The organism is Streptomyces sp. B5E4 (genome assembly GCF_039871555.1).
In the GTDB taxonomy this organism is placed as follows: Bacteria; Actinomycetota; Actinomycetes; order Streptomycetales; family Streptomycetaceae; genus Streptomyces.
Genome location: NZ_JBDPMI010000042.1, coordinates 42,430 through 61,586, shown reverse-complemented (window position 1 = coordinate 61,586; position 19,157 = coordinate 42,430). Strand labels below are relative to the sequence as shown.

At 73.6% G+C, this 19,157-nt stretch carries 2 protein-coding genes; both read left to right on the top strand.

Annotated features, from left to right (window positions below):
• On the top strand, positions 1 to 2,309 hold a 2,309-nt coding region (locus ABGA99_RS33750), incomplete at its 5' end, for an SDR family NAD(P)-dependent oxidoreductase (protein ID WP_347584122.1).
• 64 nt (positions 2,310 to 2,373) lie between these two features.
• Entirely contained in the window at positions 2,374 to 19,149 is a 16,776-nt protein-coding gene (locus tag ABGA99_RS33745) for an SDR family NAD(P)-dependent oxidoreductase (protein WP_347584121.1), read from the top strand.
• The last annotated feature ends 8 nt before the right edge of the window (positions 19,150 to 19,157 follow it).

The window sequence follows — 19,157 nt, the reverse complement described above, 5'->3', positions numbered from 1 at the left end:
CCCTCACCACCGCCCTCGCCACCGTCCACACCACCCACACCCCCCTCACCTGGCCCACCACCACCCACACCACCCACCTCCCCACCTACGCCTTCCAACACCACACCTACTGGCTCCACGACACCCCGGGCCGCCCGACCACCCCTCAGCGTCGGCATGCGTCCGAGGAGCAGTTCTGGCAGGCCGTCGAGCAGGGCGACCTCGACTCGCTCGCCGAGACACTCGGGCTCGCCGCTGCGACGGACCGGGACCCGGAGGCCGTGCTCTCGCCGGTGCTGCCGGTGCTGTCCTCGTGGCGTAAGCGGCAAACGGAGCTGTCGGCCGTCTCCACCGCCCGGTACCGGCTGGGGTGGGCGCCGCTCGCCGAACCCGCCTCCGTCACGCTCACCGGGCGCTGGCTCGTCGTCGTACCCGAAGCCCTCAACGGCTCGACCGAGCCCGCCGATTGGGCGACCTGGTGCGCCGACGCGCTGCGCGCCGCCGGTGCCGAGGCCGTCACGCTGCCGATGGACACCGCAGCCGCGGATCGCACCTCGCTCGCGAAGGCCCTCGGCACGCTGACAGACGACGGCCCGATGGCCGGCGTCCTGTCCCTCCTGGCGCCGGCCGACGACGACCTCGCGCTCGCCGGCACGGTAACCCTCGTCCAGGCTCTCGGTGATGCCGGCTGGGACGTCCCCCTGTGGAGCCTCACCAGCGGCGCCGTGGCACCCGCCCCGTCGGAGACCGTGACCAGGCCCGCGCAGGCGCAGGTCTGGGGCATGGGCAGGGTGGTGGCGGCCGAGCACCCCGACCGCTGGGGCGGCCTGGTCGACGTCGCCGGTCCGCTGGACGCGCGGGTCGGCCGGATGCTGGCAGCGTCGCTGTCCGGTCGGGACGGCGAGGATCAGGTGGCGCTCCGGCCGGGTGGTGCGTTCGGCTGCCGGCTGCGTACGGCTGCGACGGCTCGTACGCCCGAACGCGACTGGCGGCCCTCCGGCACCGTGCTGGTCACCGGCGGTACGGGCGCGCTCGGCGCCCATGTCGCCCGCTGGCTGGCCGACCGGGGTGCCGACCGTCTCGTCCTCACCAGCCGTCGCGGTGAGCAGGCCCCCGGTGCAGCGGAGCTGCGCGCGGAGTTGGCCGCAGGCGGCACGGACGTCACCGTCGCCGCCTGCGACGCGGCCGACCGCGAGGCACTGGCCGCCGTGCTGGCCTCCATCCCGCCGGAGCACCCGCTGACGGCCGTGGTCCACGCCGCGGGCGTGCTGGACGACGGGGTCGTGGACGCCCTGACGCCCGAGCGGCTGGAGCGTGTGCTCCAGCCGAAGGTGACCGCCGCCGTCAACCTGCACGAGCTGACCGCCGATCACGACCTGGACGCCTTCGTGCTGTTCTCCTCGGTCGCCGGTGTCCTCGGCGGCATGGGCCAGGCCAACTACGCGGCGGCCAACGCCCACCTCGACGCCTTCGCCGAGCACCGGCGCGCCGTCGGCCTCCCGGCGACCTCGATCGCCTGGGGTCCGTGGGGCGGCGCGGGCATGGCGGCCGACGAGGCGGTGGAACGCAACATCGAGAACACCGGCATCCGGCCGCTGGCCCCCGACACCGCCGTCGCAGCGCTGCAGGAAGCGCTCGACCGGGACGAGACGCACCTGGTCGTCGCCGACCTCGACTGGCCGCTCGTCTCCACCGCGCAGGCCGAGGCGATCCGGCGCAATCCGCTGCTCGCCGAGTTCCCCGAGGTGCGGGCCGCCTGGCAGGCCGCGGACAGCACGGCCGCGGACGGCGTCGCCGCGGCCGGGGCGCTGCGGCAGCAGGTCCAGGGCGCGGGTTCGCGGGCCGACCGCGAGCAGATCGTGCTGGACCTCGTACGGGAGCGGACGGCGACCGTGCTCGGCCACCGTTCGGCGGACGCCGTCGAACCCGAGAAGGCGTTCCGCGACATCGGACTGGACTCGCTCGGCAGCGTCAAGCTCCGTAACGCCCTCAACGCGGGCACCGGGCTGAAGCTCTCCGCCACCCTCCTCTACGACTACCCCACCCCCCTCGCCCTCGCCCGCCACCTGCTGGACGGGATCGCCGAGGACGACACGGCCAGCGAGGCGTCCGTCCTCGCCGAGCTGGAGAAGCTCGACGAGACCCTGCGCGTCCTCGCGCTCGACGACGGCGGCCGCCGCAAGATCGCCGGCCGACTGCAGGTGCTGCTCGCCAAGTGGGGCGGCGACGGCCCCGACCAGGCAGACGACGAACGTGCGAACGAAGACCTCGACGCGGTGACCGCGGAAGAACTCTTCGACCTGATCAGTGACGAGTTCGGGAAATCGTGATGGCGCTCTCCACCGCACCGAACACGCCCACGAACCACCCCGATCGCTCAAGGAGCTTGCGCTAATGGAGAACGAGAAGAAGCTTCTCGACCACCTCAAGTGGGTCACCGCAGAGCTGCGGCAGGCCCGCCAGCGGCTCCGTCAGCTCGAAACGGACGGCGACGAGCCGATCGCGATCGTCGGCATGGCCTGCCGGCTGCCGGGTGGGGTGGCGACGCCCGAGGACCTGTGGCGGCTGGTCGCGGACGGCACCGACGCGATCTCCGAGTTCCCGACGAACCGGGGCTGGGACACCGACGCCCTCTACCACCCGGACCCGAACAACCCCGGCACCAGCTACTCCAGGCACGGCGGATTCCTGCACGACGCCGCGGAGTTCGACCCCGAGTTCTTCGGGATGAGCCCGCGCGAGGCCACCGCCACGGACCCGCAGCAGCGGTTGCTGCTGGAGACGGCGTGGGAGGCGTTCGAGCGCGCGGGCATCGACCCCGCCGCCGAACGCGGGCGGCCGGTCGGCGTGTTCGCGGGCGTCGAGGACCAGGACTACATCAGCCGGCTGGACTCCGTACCGGAGGAGTACGAGGGGTTCATCGGCACGGGCGCCTCGATGAGCGTCGCCTCCGGGCGTGTGTCGTACACCTTCGGCTTCGAGGGTCCCGCGGTGACGGTGGACACGGCGTGCTCGTCGTCGCTGGTGGCCATGCACCTGGCGTGTGAGTCGCTGCGGAAGGGCGAGTCGTCGCTCGCCCTCGCCGGAGGTGTCACCGTCATGTCCGCGCCCACCTGCTTCGTGATCTTCAGCAGGCAGCGGGCCATGTCCCCCGACGGCCGCTGCAAGCCCTTCGCGGCCGGGGCCGACGGCACAGGCTGGTCGGAGGGCGCGAGCCTGCTTCTCCTGGAGAAGCTGTCGGACGCGCAGCGCAACGGCCACCGGGTGCTGGCGGTGGTCCGCGGTTCCGCGATCAACCAGGACGGCGCGTCCAACGGCCTGACCGCGCCCAACGGGCCGGCGCAGCGCAAGGCGATCGAGCAGGCGCTCGTCAGCGCGCGGCTGTCGGCGTCGGACATCGACGCGGTCGAGGCGCACGGTACGGGGACCACGCTGGGCGACCCGATCGAGGCACAGGCGCTGCTGGACACCTACGGCAAGAACCGCGCCGACAGGCAGCCGCTGTGGCTGGGGTCGCTGAAGTCCAACATCGGTCACGCGCGTGCCGCCTCCGGTGTGGCGGGTGTGATCAAGATGGTGATGGCGATGCGGGAGGGGGTTCTCCCGCAGACGTTGCACGTGGACGAGCCGTCGCCGCACGTGGACTGGAACGACGGAGCGGTGGAGCTGCTGACGGAGCAGCGGCCGTGGACGGTGGACGAGGAGCGGCCGCGGCGGGCGGGCATTTCGTCGTTCGGGATGAGCGGCACCAACGCCCACGTCATCATCGAGCAGGCGCCGGAGCCCGAGACCGCGGGTGAGGGCGCCGAATCGGGCGGGGTGGTGGCGTGGCCGGTCTCCGGCCACACGCCGCAGGCGCTCGCCGACCAGGCCGGTCGACTGCACGCGTACCTGTCGGAGCGGCCGGAGATCGGCCCGGCGCAGGCTGCCCACAGCCTGATCACCACGCGCTCTGCCCTCGGCCACCGAGCGGTGGTCGTGGGTGGTGAGCGGGACGAGCTGCTGGAGGGGCTGGCCGCGGTGGCGGCGGGTGAGCCTTCGGCACGGGTCGTGACCGGAGGTGATCGCTCCGAGGGGAAGACGGTGTTCGTGTTCCCGGGCCAGGGTGCGCAGTGGGCGGGCATGGCCGCCGACCTGATCGAGACCGAGCCGGTCTTCGCCCAGGCCATCCGCGAGTGCGAGGCGGCCCTTGCCGTTTACGCGGACGACTGGTCGCTCACCGACGTCCTGGCCGATCCCGAGGGCGCGTTGCTGGAGCGGGTGGACGTGGTGCAGCCCGCGCTGTTCGCCGTTATGGTCAGCCTCGCCCGGCTGTGGCAGCACCACGGCATCAGCCCGGATGCGGTCATCGGCCACTCCCAGGGCGAGATCGCCGCCGCCCACATCGCCGGGGCGCTGAGCCTGGACGATGCGGCGAAGGTCGTGTGCCTGCGCAGCCAGGCCATCCGCGTCCTGTCCGGCCAGGGCGCCATGGCCTCCGTCGCACTGCCGCACACCCAGGTCGCGGAAGAGATCGCCGCATGGGACGGCAAGCTGTCCGTCGCCGTGGTCAACAGCCCCACCGCCACCGTGATCTCCGGCGACACCGACGCCGTCAACGCCTACCTGGCCCAGTGCGAAGAAGCCGGTGTACGGAACCGGCTGCTGCCCGTCGACTACGCCTCCCACGGACCCCACGTCACCACACTCCGCGAGACACTCCTCGACACGCTGGCGGGCCTGGAACCGGTCGAGGCATCGACCCCCTTCTACTCGACCGTCACCGGCGAGGAGTTCGACACCACCGGACTCACCGCCGACTACTGGTACACCAACCTCCGCGAGACCGTCCGCTTCCACGACACCCTCACCCGGCTGATCGCCAGCGGCCACACCACCTACGTCGAAACCAGCCCCCACCCCACCCTCACCACCGCCATCACCGACACCGACCCCGCGGCCATCGCCACCGGCACCCTCCGCCGCCACGAACACTCCCCCACCCAACTCCGCCTCGCCCTCGCCCACCTCCACACCCACGGCACCCCCGTCAACTGGCACACCACCCCCACCGACCCCGCCGACCTTCCCACCTACCCCTTCCAACACGAGCACTACTGGCTCGACGTCCCCACCGCCCACACCAACCCGGCCACCCTCGGCCTCCAGGACACGAACCACCCCCTTCTCCCCGCCACCCTCCAACTCGCCGAGGGCGGCGACGAGTCCACCGTCCTCACCGGCAGCCTCAGCCTCCGGACCCACCCCTGGCTCGCCGACCACGCCGTCAACGGCACCGTCCTCCTCCCCGGCACCGCCTTCGTCGACCTCGCCCTCCACGCGGGCGAGCACACCGCGCACCCCTACCTCACCGAGCTGACCCTCCAAGCCCCCCTCGTCATCCCCGAGAAGGCCACCCTCCAGCTCCAGGTCATCACCGGCCTGACGGATGAGACCGGCACGCGAACCGTCACCGTCCACTCCCGCCCCGAGGGTGCCGACGCCGGCGAGCCGTGGACCACCCACGCCCGCGGGACGCTCGCCGCCCACTCCCCCGCCTCCGCGGACACGGACGAGGTCCTGACCGCCTGGCCGCCCCTGGGCGCCGATGTCCTGGCCACGGACAGCCTCTACGACGACCTCGCCGCCCACGGCTACGACTACGGCCCCGCCTTCCGCGGCCTGACCGCGGCCTGGCGCCAGGGCGACGACCTCTTCGCCGAGGTACACGTCGACGCCGACACCGACGGCTACGGCGTGCACCCCGCGCTGCTCGACGCCGCCCTGCACACCCTCGCCCTGGACGGCGCCGCGACGGGCGAGGTGCTGCTGCCGTTCGCCTGGAGCGATGTGCAGCTCCACGCCACCGGCGCGACGACCCTCCGCGTACGGCTCGTCCGGCACTCGGCGAACAGCGCGGAGCTGACCCTCGCCGACCCGGTCGGCCGCCTCGTGGCCCGGGTCGGCCGGCTGACCCTGCGCCCGGTGGACCCGGCGCAGCTCAAGGCCGCCGCTTCCGGCCGCCCGCACAGTTCGCTGTTCTCCGTCGGGTGGACGCCCGTCCCCGTACCGGAGGCGACGTCCGAGGCGGCCGCCGGCGAGGGGTGGGCGGCCGTGGCGCTCGGCGTCCCGGCGCGGTGGCTGGAGGGCAGGCCGACGCATGCCGTGCTCGACGCGGTGGACGCCGAGCGGTCCGTGCCCGAGCAGGTGCAGGCCGCCGCCGAGGGCACACTGGCCGTGGTGCAGGAGTGGCTGGCCGACGACGCACGGAGCAAGGACCGGCTGGTCGTCGTCACCGGGAACGCCGTCGCCGCACAGCCCGGCGAGTCGCCGGCCGACCTCGTCCACGCTTCTCTGTGGGGGCTGCTCCGCAGCGCCCAGAGTGAGAACCCCGGCCGTATCGTCCTCGTCGACACCGACGGGCACGACGACAGCCTGGCCGCCCTGCCCGCCGTACTCACCCTCGACGAGCCGCAGGTCGCCCTGCGCGAGGGCACCGCGCACGTGCCCCGGCTGACCCGGTACCCCGGGGCCGAGCGGTTCGCGCAGGCCGGGGACGGCGTCGGTACGCGGCTGGGCGTCACGGGCCGGGGCACCCTCGAAGACCTCGCTCTGGTGGACTTCCCGGAGGCCGAGGCGCCCCTTGCCTCCGGCGAGGTCCGTATCCGGCTGCACGCGGCGGGGCTGAACTTCCGTGACGTGGCCGTCGCCCTGGGCGTGGTGGACGACGCACGCGCCCTCGGCGGCGAGGGCGCCGGTGTCGTACTGGAGGTGGCTTCCGACGTCTCCCATGTCGCGGTCGGCGACCGCGTGATGGGGCTGATCCACGGTACGGGCCCGGTGACCAAGGCCGACGCCCGGATGGTGACGGCGATTCCGCGGGGGTGGAGCTTCGCGGAGGCGGCGACGCTGCCGATCGTCTTCCTCACCGCGTACCTGGGACTGGCCGACCTGGCGCGGATCCGGCCCGGCGAGAAGCTGCTGGTGCACGCCGGCGCCGGTGGCGTCGGCATGGCAACCCTGCAACTCGCGCGGCACTGGGGCGTGGAGGTCTTCGCCACCGCGAGCCCCGGCAAGCAGCACATCCTGCGGGAGCACGGGCTCGACGACGCCCACATCGCGTCTTCGCGGACGCTGGACTTCGAGGAGCACTTCCGGACGGCCCTCGGTGCCGAGGGCGGGGTGGACGTCGTACTGAACTCCCTCGCCGGGGACTTCGTCGACGCGTCGCTGCGGCTGCTGGGCGACGGCGGCCGGTTCATGGAGATGGGCAAGACCGACATCCGCGACGCCGACGCCGTCCGCGCGGACAACCCCGGCGTCGCCTACCGCGCCTTCGACCTCGGCGAAGCGACGCCGGAGCGGGTGCAGGTCATGCTCGCCGAGCTGCGGGAGCTGTGCGAGGCGGGGACGCTCCGGCCGCTGCCCGTGACGGCGTGGGACTTCCACGAGGCGCGGACGGCGCTGCGGTACTTCAGCCAGGCGCGGCACATCGGCAAGGTGGTCCTCACCCTGCCCACTCCGTTCCGCGCCGACGGTACCGTGCTGATCACCGGCGGCACGGGCGTGCTGGGCGGGCACTTCGCCCGGCACCTGGTCACCGAGCACGGCGTACGGGACCTGCTGCTCGTCAGCCGGTCGGGACCGGACGCGAGCGGGGCGGCGGAGCTGCGGGAGGAGCTGACGGCGCTGGGCGCCCGGGTCCGTATCGAGGCGTGCGACGCGGCGGACCGCGACCGGCTCGCCGCGCTCCTGGGCACCCTCCCCGCCGAACACCCCCTGCGCGGCGTCATCCACGCGGCCGGGGCGCTGGACGACACGACGGTCGCCAACCTCACCCCCGAGCGGCTGCGGTCCGTGCTGCGCCCGAAGGTCGACGCGGCCTGGAACCTGCACGAGCTGACCGCCGACGCCGACCTGGACGCCTTCGTCCTCTTCTCCTCCGCCGCCGCCACCCTCGGCGCGCCCGGCCAGGCCAACTACGCGCTGGCCAACACCTTCCTCGACTCCCTCGCGGCACAGCGCCGCCGCACCGGTCTGCCCACGCTGTCCCTCGCGTGGGGCTTCTGGGCCGAGGCATCCGGGCTCACGCAGCACATGGACGCCGACGCGCTCGCCCGTCTGGAGCGCGGCGGTGTGACGCCGCTGGGCACCGAGCTGGGCATGCGGCTCTTCGACGAAGGCCTTGCCAGCGGCCACCCGATGCTGGTCGCCGCCCTGGTCGACGCGAGCCGCGTGAGCGGTACGGTGCCGCCGCTGCTGCGCGGTCTGGTACGCACCGGAGGCCGGCGCGTCGCCGCCTCGGCGGTCACGGACGGCGGGTCGGGACTGGCCGACCAGCTCGTCCGGCTCACCCGGGACGACCGGCGCAAGCACCTGCTGAGCCTCGTCAACGTCCACGTCGCCGCCGTCCTCGGGCACGGCAGCGGCGCGGCGGTGAACCCGACCCGCCCCTTCAAGGAGCTGGGCTTCGACTCGCTGACCGCCGTCGAACTGCGCAACCGCCTCGCGGGCGCGACGGGCCTCGTCCTCGCCTCGACGCTGGTCTTCGACTACCCGACGCCCGCCGTACTGGCGGACTTCCTCCTCGCCACCGTCCTCGACGAGAGCGGCACGCCGTCCGCCGCGGCCCTGGCGCCGGCCCACCGCACGACGGCGGCGGACGACGAGCCGATCGCGATCGTCGGCATGGCCTGCCGCTTCCCCGGCGGCGTCGCCTCGCCGGAGGACCTGTGGCAGATGCTCGCGGAGGGCCGTACGGGCATCGGGGAGTTCCCCGAGGACCGCGGCTGGGACCTCGACGCGATCTTCGACCCCGAGCCGTCGCGTTTCGGCACCTCGTACGTCCGCCGCGGTGGCTTCCTGTACGACGCCGCCGAGTTCGACCACGCGCTGTTCCGGATCAGCCCGCGCGAGGCGGTGGCCACGGACCCGCAGCAGCGGCTGCTGCTGGAGACGGCGTGGGAGACGTTCGAGCGCGCGGGCATGGACCCGCAGGCGCTGCACGGCAGCCGGACAGGTGTCTTCACGGGGCTGGTCAACCAGGACTATCTGACGCGCCTGCCGTCCGTGCCCGACGAGTACGAGGGCTTCATGGGCACGGGCACTCTCGGCAGCATCGCGTCGGGCCGGATCTCGTACACGCTGGGTCTTGAGGGCCCCGCGGTGACGGTGGACACGGCGTGCTCGTCGTCGCTGGTGGCGCTGCACATGGCGGCGCAGTCCCTCCGCCAGGGCGAGTGCGATCTCGCGCTGGCCGGAGGCGTCACCGTCATGCCGACACCGCACGCCTTCGTCGTCTTCAGCCGGCAGCGCGGGCTGGCGCCGGATGGGCTGTGCAAGGCGTTCGCGGACGGGGCGGATGGCACCGGCTGGTCGGAGGGTGTCGGGCTGCTGCTCGTGGAGCGGCTGTCGGACGCGCGCCGGAACGGGCACAAGGTGCTCGCGGTGGTGCGTGGTTCTGCGGTGAACCAGGACGGTGCGTCGAACGGGTTGACGGCGCCGAACGGTCCGTCGCAGCAGCGGGTGATCCGGCAGGCGCTGGCCAATGCCGGTTTGTCGACTTCGGACGTGGACGCGGTCGAGGCGCACGGCACGGGAACGACGCTGGGCGACCCGATCGAGGCGCAGGCACTGCTCGCGACCTACGGGAAGGACCGCGCAGAAGACACGCCGCTGTGGCTGGGGTCGCTGAAGTCGAACCTCGGGCACACCCAGGCCGCGGCCGGTGTCGGCGGCGTCATCAAGATGGTCATGGCGATGCGGGAAGGCGTGCTTCCCCAGACGCTGCACGTCGATGAGCCCTCGTCACACATCGACTGGACCGCGGGCGCCGTGCAGTTGCTCACCGAGCAGCGCCCCTGGGACGTACCGGAGGAGCGGCCCCGTCGCGCCGGTGTCTCGTCGTTCGGGATGAGCGGCACCAACGCGCACATCATCATCGAGCAGGCGCCGGAGCCCGAGACCGCGGGTGAGGGCGCCGAATCGGGCGGGGTGGTGGCGTGGCCGATCTCCGGCCACACGCCGCAAGCGCTCGCCGACCAGGCGGGGCGACTGCACACCCATCTGCTGGAGCGGCCGGAAGTCTCACCGGCGGAGGTGGCGCACAGCCTGATCACCACGCGCTCTGCCCTCGGCCACCGGGCAGTGGTCGTGGGCGGTGAGCGGGACGAACTGCTGGAGGGCCTGGCGGCGATCGCCGCGGGCGAGCCGTCCGCGCGGGTGGTCGCCAGTGGCGAACAGTCCGAGGGGAAGACGGTGTTCGTGTTCCCGGGTCAGGGTGCGCAGTGGGCGGGCATGGCCGCCGACCTGATCGAGACCGAGCCGGTGTTCGCCCAGGCGATCGCGGAGTGCGAGGCGGCGCTGTCCGTTTACGCGGACGACTGGTCGCTCACCGACGTCCTGGCCGATCCCGAGGGCGCGTTGCTGGAGCGGGTGGACGTCGTCCAGCCCGCGCTGTTCGCGGTCATGGTCAGCCTCGCCCGGCTGTGGCAGCACCACGGCATCAGCCCGGATGCGGTCATCGGCCACTCCCAGGGCGAGATCGCCGCCGCCCACATCGCCGGGGCCCTCACACTGGACGACGCGGCGAAGGTGGTGTGCCTGCGCAGCCAGGCCATCCGCGTCCTGTCCGGCCAGGGCGCCATGGCGTCCGTAGCGCTGCCGCACAGCCAGGTCACCGACGAGATCGCGGCATGGGATGGCAAGCTGTCGGTCGCCGTGGTCAACAGCCCGACCGCCACCGTGATCTCCGGCGACACCGACGCCGTGAAGGCGTACCTCGCTCAGTGCGAGAAGGCGGGGGTACGCAATCGGCTGCTGCCGGTGGACTACGCGTCCCACGGCCCCCACGTCACCGCGCTCCGCGACACCCTGCTCAGCACGCTTTCGGGAATCGAGCCGCAGGCAGCGTCGATCCCGTTCTACTCGACCGTCACCGGCGAGGAGTTCGACACCACCGGCCTGACCGCCGACTACTGGTACACCAACCTCCGCGAGACCGTCCGCTTCCACGACACCCTCACGAGGCTGATCACCGACGGACACACCACGTATGTCGAAACCAGCCCTCACCCCACCCTCACCACGGCCATCACCGACACGGACCCGGCGGCCATCGCCACCGGCACCCTCCGCCGCCACGAACACTCCCCCACCCAACTCCGCCTCGCCCTCGGGCACCTCCACACCCACGGCGCCCCCGTCGACTGGCACCAGCCCTCCGCACCCCTCACCGACCTCCCCACCTACCCCTTCCAACACGAGCACTACTGGCTCAACGTCCCCACTCCCAGCAGCGACCCCGCCGACCTGGGCCTCCGCCCCAGCACCCATCCCCTCCTCGGCGCCGCCGTCGACGCCGCCGTGGACGGTTCTGTCACGTTCACCGGCAGCCTCAGTCTGCGCGCCCACCCCTGGCTCGCCGACCACGCCGTCAACGGCACCGTCCTCCTCCCCGGCACCGCCTTCGTCGACCTCGCCCTCCACGCGGGCGAGCACACCGCGCACCCCTACCTCACCGAGCTGACCCTCCAAGCCCCCCTCGTCCTCCCGGACAAGGCCACCCTGCAACTCCAGGTGGCGGTGGGGCCGCACGACGCCGAGGACCGTTCGGTCACCGTCCACTCCCGTGGGTCGGACGACGAGCCGTGGACGCTGCACGCCGTCGGCGTGCTGACCGCGCGCCCCGCCGAGGCCGTCGCCGACGACCTCGCCGCCTGGCCCCCGGCCGGTGCGGTGCAGGTGCCGGTCGACGACCTGTACGAGGCGTTCGCCGCCCGCGGCAACGAGTACGGGCCGGCCTTCCAGGGCCTCACCGCGGCGTGGCGCCTGGGCGACAGCCTCTACGCCGAGGTCAGCCTCGACGCCTCCACCGACGCCTCCGGCTTCGACGTCCACCCCGCCCTGCTCGATGCCGCGTTGCACACCCTCGGCCTCACCGACGCCATCAGCGGCGGCGTGTATCTGCCGTTCTCGTGGAACGACGTGAGCCTGTACGCGACCGGGGCAAGCACCGTCCGTGCCCAGGTCACGCGGGTGGACGAGACGACGGTCGCCGTCGTGCTCGCCGATGTCACCGGCCGGCCCGTGGCCAAGGTCAGTTCCCTCGTGCTGCGGCCCCTGGACCCGGTTCAGCTCGCCAACGCCCGTACGAGCACGCACAACCGGCTCTTCCGCATGGACTGGGCCGCTCTCCCCCCTGCCGACGCGCCCGCCGTCAGCACCGCGGCACGCGACTGGACCCTCCTCACGGCCGGGGCCGCGGCGGACGCCGTACTTTCCTCCGCGGACCGGCTGACGCCGGAGCCCGCGGACGCGGCAAGCCCGCTGACGGCGCAGGTCCACCACGCCGCCGGGCAGGCCCTCGGCCACGTACAGGAATGGCTCGCGGACGAGGCGAACGCGGATCGTCACCTTGTGGTCCTCACCCACCGGGCGGTGGCCACCACCGCTGACGAGGACGTCACCGACCTCGTCCACGCACCCCTGTGGGGTCTCGTCCGCAGTGCCCAGAGCGAGCACCCCGGCCGTATCACCCTGATCGACACCGACGACCCCGCTGCCGACCCCACACCGCACATCGAGGCCGCTCTCGTCCTCGACGAGCCCCAGCTCGCGCTGCGCGACGGCCGGCCCCTCGTCCCGCGGCTCGCCCGCCACACTCCCCCGGCCGGCGACACCCTCACGCTCGACCCCGAGGGCACAGTCCTGATCACCGGCGGCACCGGCACCCTCGGCGCCCACACCGCGCACCACCTCGTCACCGCCCACGGCGTACGCCACCTGCTGCTCACCAGCCGCTCCGGCCCCGACGCGCCCCATGCCGCGGCGCTCCGGGACGAGTTGACCGCCCTCGGCGCCGAGGTACGGATCGCCGCCTGCGACGCCGCCGACCGCGACCAGCTCGCCGCGCTCCTCGACGCGATCCCCGCGGGCCACCCGCTGACCGCCGTTTTCCACACCGCCGGCACCCTCGCCGACGCCACCCTCGCCAACCTCACCCCCGACCACCTCACCACCGTCCTCCAGCCGAAGGTCGACGCCGCCTGGCACCTGCACGAGCTGACCGAGGGCCTGAAGCTCGACGCCTTCGTCCTCTACTCCTCCGCCGCCGCCACCCTCGGCGCGACGGGGCAGGCCAACTACGCCGCAGCCAACGCCTTCCTCGACACCCTCGCCCACCACCGCACCCGCCGCGGTCTGCCCGCCGTCAGCCTCGCCTGGGGCTTCTGGGCCGAGCAGTCCGGCATGACCGGGCACATGGACGACACCGACGTCGCCCGCCTCTCCCGCGGCGGTCTCGCGCCACTGACCACCGAGCAGGGCCTCGCCCTCCTCGACGCGGGCTGCGTCTCCGCGGTGCCGTTCCTGGTCCCGGCCGCCGTCAATCCGGCGCGGCTCGACGCGGCGCAGGCGCCCGCCCTGTTCCGTAGCCTGCTGCGCGCCCAGCGACGCCAGGCGGCCGCGGCCGACGTGGCCGGCGGCGGGGACTCCTCCGCTCTCGCGCGGCGGCTCTCGGGGCTGGGCGCCGCCGAGCAGCGGGACGTGCTGCTGCGGCTGGTGGCGAGCCACGTCGGTACGGTCCTCGGGCACGGCGAGGACGCGGTCGCCGTCAACCGCTCGTTCAAGGATCTCGGCATCGACTCCCTGACGGCCGTCGAGCTGCGCAACGGGCTGTCCGCGGCCGTCGGTGAGCGGCTGCCCGCCACCCTCGTCTTCGACCACCCCACGCCCACCGCGCTCGCGGAGCACCTGCGCAAGACGGTGCTCGGCGTCCGGCCCGAGGCTGCCTACGTGCCCTCGGCCGGCGGCCGGCTCGACGGTGATCCGATCGCGATCGTGGGGATGGCCTGCCGCTACCCGGGCGACGTGCGTTCGCCCGAGGACCTGTGGCGGCTGGTGGCCGAGGGCCGGGACGCGATCGGTGCGTTCCCGGAGAACCGGGGCTGGGACACCGACGCGCTCTTCGACGCCGACCCCGACCATCCGGGCACGTCGTACGTCCGCGAGGGCGGCTTCCTGTACGAGGCCGAGCAGTTCGACCCCGCGGTCTTCGGCATGAGCCCCCGCGAGGCGACCGCGACGGACCCGCAGCACCGGCTGCTGCTGGAGACCGCGTGGGAGACGTTCGAGCGCGCGGGCATCGACCCGCATTCGCTGCACGGCAGCCGGACCGGTGTGTTCACCGGCGTCATCTCCCAGGACTACTACTCGCGTCTGTCCCGGATCCCGGAGGGGTTCGAGGGGCAGATCGGGATCGGCAGCGCGGGCAGCATCGCCTCCGGCCGCGTCTCGTACGCGTTCGGCCTGGAGGGCCCGGCGATCACGGTCGACACGGCGTGCTCGTCGTCGCTGGTGGCGCTGCACATGGCGGGCCAGGCGCTACGCGAGGGCGAGTGCGATCTCGCCCTCGTGGGCGGGGTGTCGGTGATGGCGAGCCCCAACATGTTCGTGGAGTTCAGCCGGCAGCGCGGGCTCGCACCTGACGGACGCTGCAAGGCCTTCGCGGGCGCGGCCGACGGGACGGGCTGGTCGGAGGGCGTGGGGCTGCTGCTGGTCGAGCGGCTCTCGGACGCCCGGCGCAACGGCCACCCGGTCCTCGCCGTCGTCCGCGGCTCCGCCGTCAACCAGGACGGCGCCTCCAACGGCCTGACCGCGCCCAACGGCCCGTCCCAGGAGCGCGTGGTCCGGCAGGCCCTGGCCGGCGCGGGCCTCTCCCCCGCCGACGTCGACGCCGTCGAGGCGCACGGCACGGGCACGAGCCTCGGCGATCCCATCGAGGCGCAGGCCCTGCTCGCCACGTACGGCCAGGACCGGCCCGCGGACGCGCCGCTGCGGCTGGGTTCGATCAAGTCCAACATCGGCCACACCCAGGCCGCGGCCGGGGTCGGCGGTGTGATCAAGATGGTGCAGGCCATGCGGTACGGGGTCCTGCCCCGGACCCTGCACGTGGACGAGCCGTCGCCGCACATCGACTGGTCGGCGGGCGCGGTGGAACTGCTCCGCGACGAGGTGCCGTGGCCGCGTGCCGAGAAGCCGAGGCGCGCGGGAGTGTCGTCGTTCGGCATGAGCGGCACCAACGCGCACGTGATCATCGAGGAGCCGCCGGCCGACGACGCCGGCGAGGCCGTCGCCACCGCCGGGCCGGGCCCGGTGGTGTGGCCGCTCTCCGGGCACACGGCGGAGGCGCTGGCCGCGCAGGCGGGCCGGCTCCGGGCCCACCTGACCGGAGAGCCCGAGACAGACCTGCACGCGGTCGGTGCGTCTCTGGTGCGTGCGCGTGCGGTGCTGGACCACCGGGCGGTGGTCTTCGGTACGGACCGCGAGGAGCTGCTCGCCGGTCTGGACGCCGTCGCGCGTGGTGAGGAGTCGGATCGGGCCGTGGCGGGGCGGTACCGGGCCGGGAAGCTCGCGGTGCTGTTCACCGGCCAGGGCGCGCAGCGCCCCGGCATGGGCGCCGACCTGTACGACTCCTACCCCGTCTTCGCCGAAGCACTGGACGACGCCTGCGCGGCGCTGGACGCCCACCTGCCGCGCCCGTTGAAGCCGCTGCTGTTCGCCGAGGCCGACACCCCCGAAGCCCATCTGCTCAACGACACCACCTACACCCAGCCCGCACTCTTCGCCTACGAAGTCGCCCTCTACCGACTGGCCGAGTCCTTCGGGATCCGGCCGGACCACCTTGCCGGCCACTCCATCGGGGAGCTGACGGCGGCCCACCTCGCCGGGGTATGGGACCTCGCCGACGCCGCCCGGCTGGTCGCCACCCGGGCCCGGCTCATGGGGACCCTGCCCACCGGCGGCGCCATGCTCTCCGTGGCCGCCGACCGGGACACCGTCGCCCGCCTGCTCAAGGACGTCGACGGCGTCTCGGTCGCCGCGCACAACTCGCCCGTCTCCACCGTCGTCTCCGGCGACGCCGAGGCCATGGACACGGTCGCGGAGCGGTGCTCCGACATCGGTGTGACCGCCCGGCGGCTGCGGGTGAGCCACGCGTTCCACTCGGCCCACATGGACCCGATCCTGGAGGAGTTCCGCGCGGCCGTCGCCGAGGCCGCCGCCCAGGCACCGGCCCTGCCGGTGGTCTCCAACCGCACCGGAGAGCCCCTCACGGCGGAAGAGGCGGCCTCGCCGGACTACTGGGCGGAGCAACTGCGGCAGACCGTCGAATACGCCGCGGTGACCGCCTATCTGGAGCAGGCCGGCACGAGCACGTACCTCGAACTCGGCCCGGACGCCACACTCACGACCCTCACCGCCGACACCCTCACCGCGCCCGCCACCACCGTGGCGGCCCAACAGCGCAAGCGGGGGCAGACCGACACCTTCACGGGCGCCATGGCCGCGGTCCACACGGTGCACTCCCCCGTCGACTGGCCCACCGCCGCGGCGCCCGTACTCGGCGATCTCCCCACGTATGCCTTCCAGCACCAGCGCTACTGGCTCGACGCCCTGCCGTCGACCGGCGACGCCGAAGGACTGGGGCTGGGTACGGCCGACCACCCGCTGCTCAGCGCGGCCGTGGAGCACGCGGACGGCGACGCGGTCACCTTCACCGGGCGGCTTTCCCTGCGTACGCACCCGTGGCTGGCGGACCACGCCGTCTTCGGGACCGTGCTGCTGCCGGGCAGCGGGTTCGTCGAACTCGCCCTCTACGCGGGTGAGCAGGTGGGCGCGCTCCGCCTGGCGGACCTCACGCTCGAAGCTCCGCTCGTCGTCCCGGACCAGGGCACCGTGCACCTTCAGGTGATCGTCGCGTCCGAGGACGCCGAGGGCGGGCGCGCCGTCAGCGTCCACTCGCGGAGCGGACGGGGCGAGCCGTGGACGCTGCACGGCACGGGCCGGCTCACGGCTGCCACGGAGGCCGACTTCGGCTCCGACCTCACCGTCTGGCCGCCGGCCGGGGCCGAGGCGGTCGCCGTCGACTCGGTCTACGACGACCTGGCTCTGCGCGGCTACCAGTACGGCCCGGCCTTCCAGGGCCTGACCGCGGCCTGGCGCGAAGGCGACGACGTGTACGCCGAGATCGCGCTCGGCGCCGGAGCCGACGCCACGGGCTACGGCCTCCACCCGGCGCTGCTGGACGCCACGTTGCACGCCCTGGGCCTCTTGGCCGACGACGGCGACGACGCCCGGCTGCCGTTCTCCTGGTCCGGCGTCGAGCTGCACGCCACCGGGTCCTCGGCGCTCCGTGCCCATCTGCGGCGCGAGTCCGCGGACACGGCGCGCATCACGCTGGCCGACACCGCGGGAGCGCCGGTGGCCCGGGTGGAGCGGCTGACGGTGCGGCCGGTCGACCGCGGCCAGTTGGCGTCGATCGGCGGGAACGCGCACAGCGGGCGGATGTTCGCCGTGGAGTGGAACCCGGTGCCCGTATCCGGGCTCGCGGTCTCGTCCACGCCGTGGGCCGTGCTGTCGGCCGGGGCGGAGGTCCCGGTGGAAGGCGCGGCCAAGCCCGACGTGTACGCGACCCTCGATCAGCACCCGGACCTTCCCGTGCCGGACCGGGTCCACCGGGCCGTCGCGCAGGCCCTCGGCCACGTACAGGAATGGCTGGCCGACGAGGCGAACGCGGACCGGCACCTCGTCGTCCTCACCAGCCGCGCCGTCGCCACCGCCGACGACGAGGACGTCACCGACCTCGTCCACGCACCCCTCTGGGGCCTGATCCGCAGCGCCCAGAGTGAGAACCCCGGCCGGATCACGGTCGTCGACACCGACGGACACCCCGACAGCGAGGCCGCCCTACCCGCCGCACTCACCCTGGACGAACCCCAACTCGCCCTGCGCGGCGGCCAAATGCTCGCACCCCGGCTCACCCGCCACACCGCCGCCCCCGACCGGGCGCTCACCCTCCAGCCGGAGGGCACCGTCCTGATCACCGGCGGCACCGGCACCCTCGGCGCCCACACCGCCCGCCACCTCGTCACCGCCCACGGCGCACGCCATCTGCTGCTCACCAGCCGCTCCGGCCCCGACGCGACCGGAGCCACCGAGCTGCGCGACGAACTCACCGCCCTCGGCGCCGACGTGCGCATCGCCGCCTGCGACACCGCCGACCGCGACCAGCTCACCGCTCTCCTCGACACCATTCCGGAAGAGCACCCGCTGACCGCCGTCGTCCACACCGCCGGCGCACTCGCCGACGCCACCCTCCCCAACCTCACCCCCGACCACCTCACCACCGCCCTCCAACCGAAGGTCGACGCAGCCTGGAACCTGCACGAACTCACCCAAGGTCTCAAGCTCGACGCCTTCGTCCTCTACTCCTCCGCCGCCGCCACCCTCGGCGCCCCCGGACAGGCCAACTACGCCACCGCCAACACCTTCCTCGACACCCTCGCCCACCACCGCACCCACAGCGGACTCCCCACCACCAGCCTCGCCTGGGGCCTCTGGGCCGAACAGTCCGGCATGACCGGGCAGTTGGATGACACCAATGTCGCCCGGCTCGTCCGCAGCGGCGTCACTCCGCTGACCACAGAGCAGGGCCTCGCCCTCCTCGACTCCGGCATCGCCGCCCCCGTTGCTCACCTCCTGCCCGTCGCCCTCAACACCGCCCGCCTCGATCCGGCGTCCGCCCCGCCGCTCCTGCGCTCGCTGGTACGCGGCGTCCGCCGGCCGGCGGCGAGCGCGGGCACCGGGGCCGGCGCCTCGGTCCAGTCGGGCGCACTGGTCGCGGAGCTGGCCGGGCTCGACGCCGAGCAGCGGACCGAGCGGGTACGTGCGCTGGTGGTCCGCGAGGTGGCGCTCGTCCTCGGGCACAGCGGCGAGCGGGGCGTCGACGCGGACCGGCCCTTCTCGGAGTTGGGCTTCGACTCGCTCACCGCCGTCCAGTTGCGCAACAAGCTGGGCGCGCTGGTCGGGCAGCAGCTTCCGGCGACGCTGATCTTCGACTACCCGACGCCGCTGGCGCTGGGCGACCACCTCGCCGCGCGCCTCGCCCCCGGGCGCGGTGCGGGCGGGGGCGTCGTCACCGTGGACGACCTCGACCGTCTCGGCGCGACGCTGTCCGCGCGGCCTTCGGACGACCCGGAGCGGGTGGTTCTGGTCGAGCGCCTGGAGGCGTTGCTCGCCAGGCTGGCGGCCCCGGGCGCGTCCGACGAGAGCGGCGAGGAAGTCCTCGACTCGCTGCGCAAAGCCAGCAATGAGGAGCTCTTTAGCTTCGTGGAGAAGGATCTCGGGCTCTGAGCCCTCAC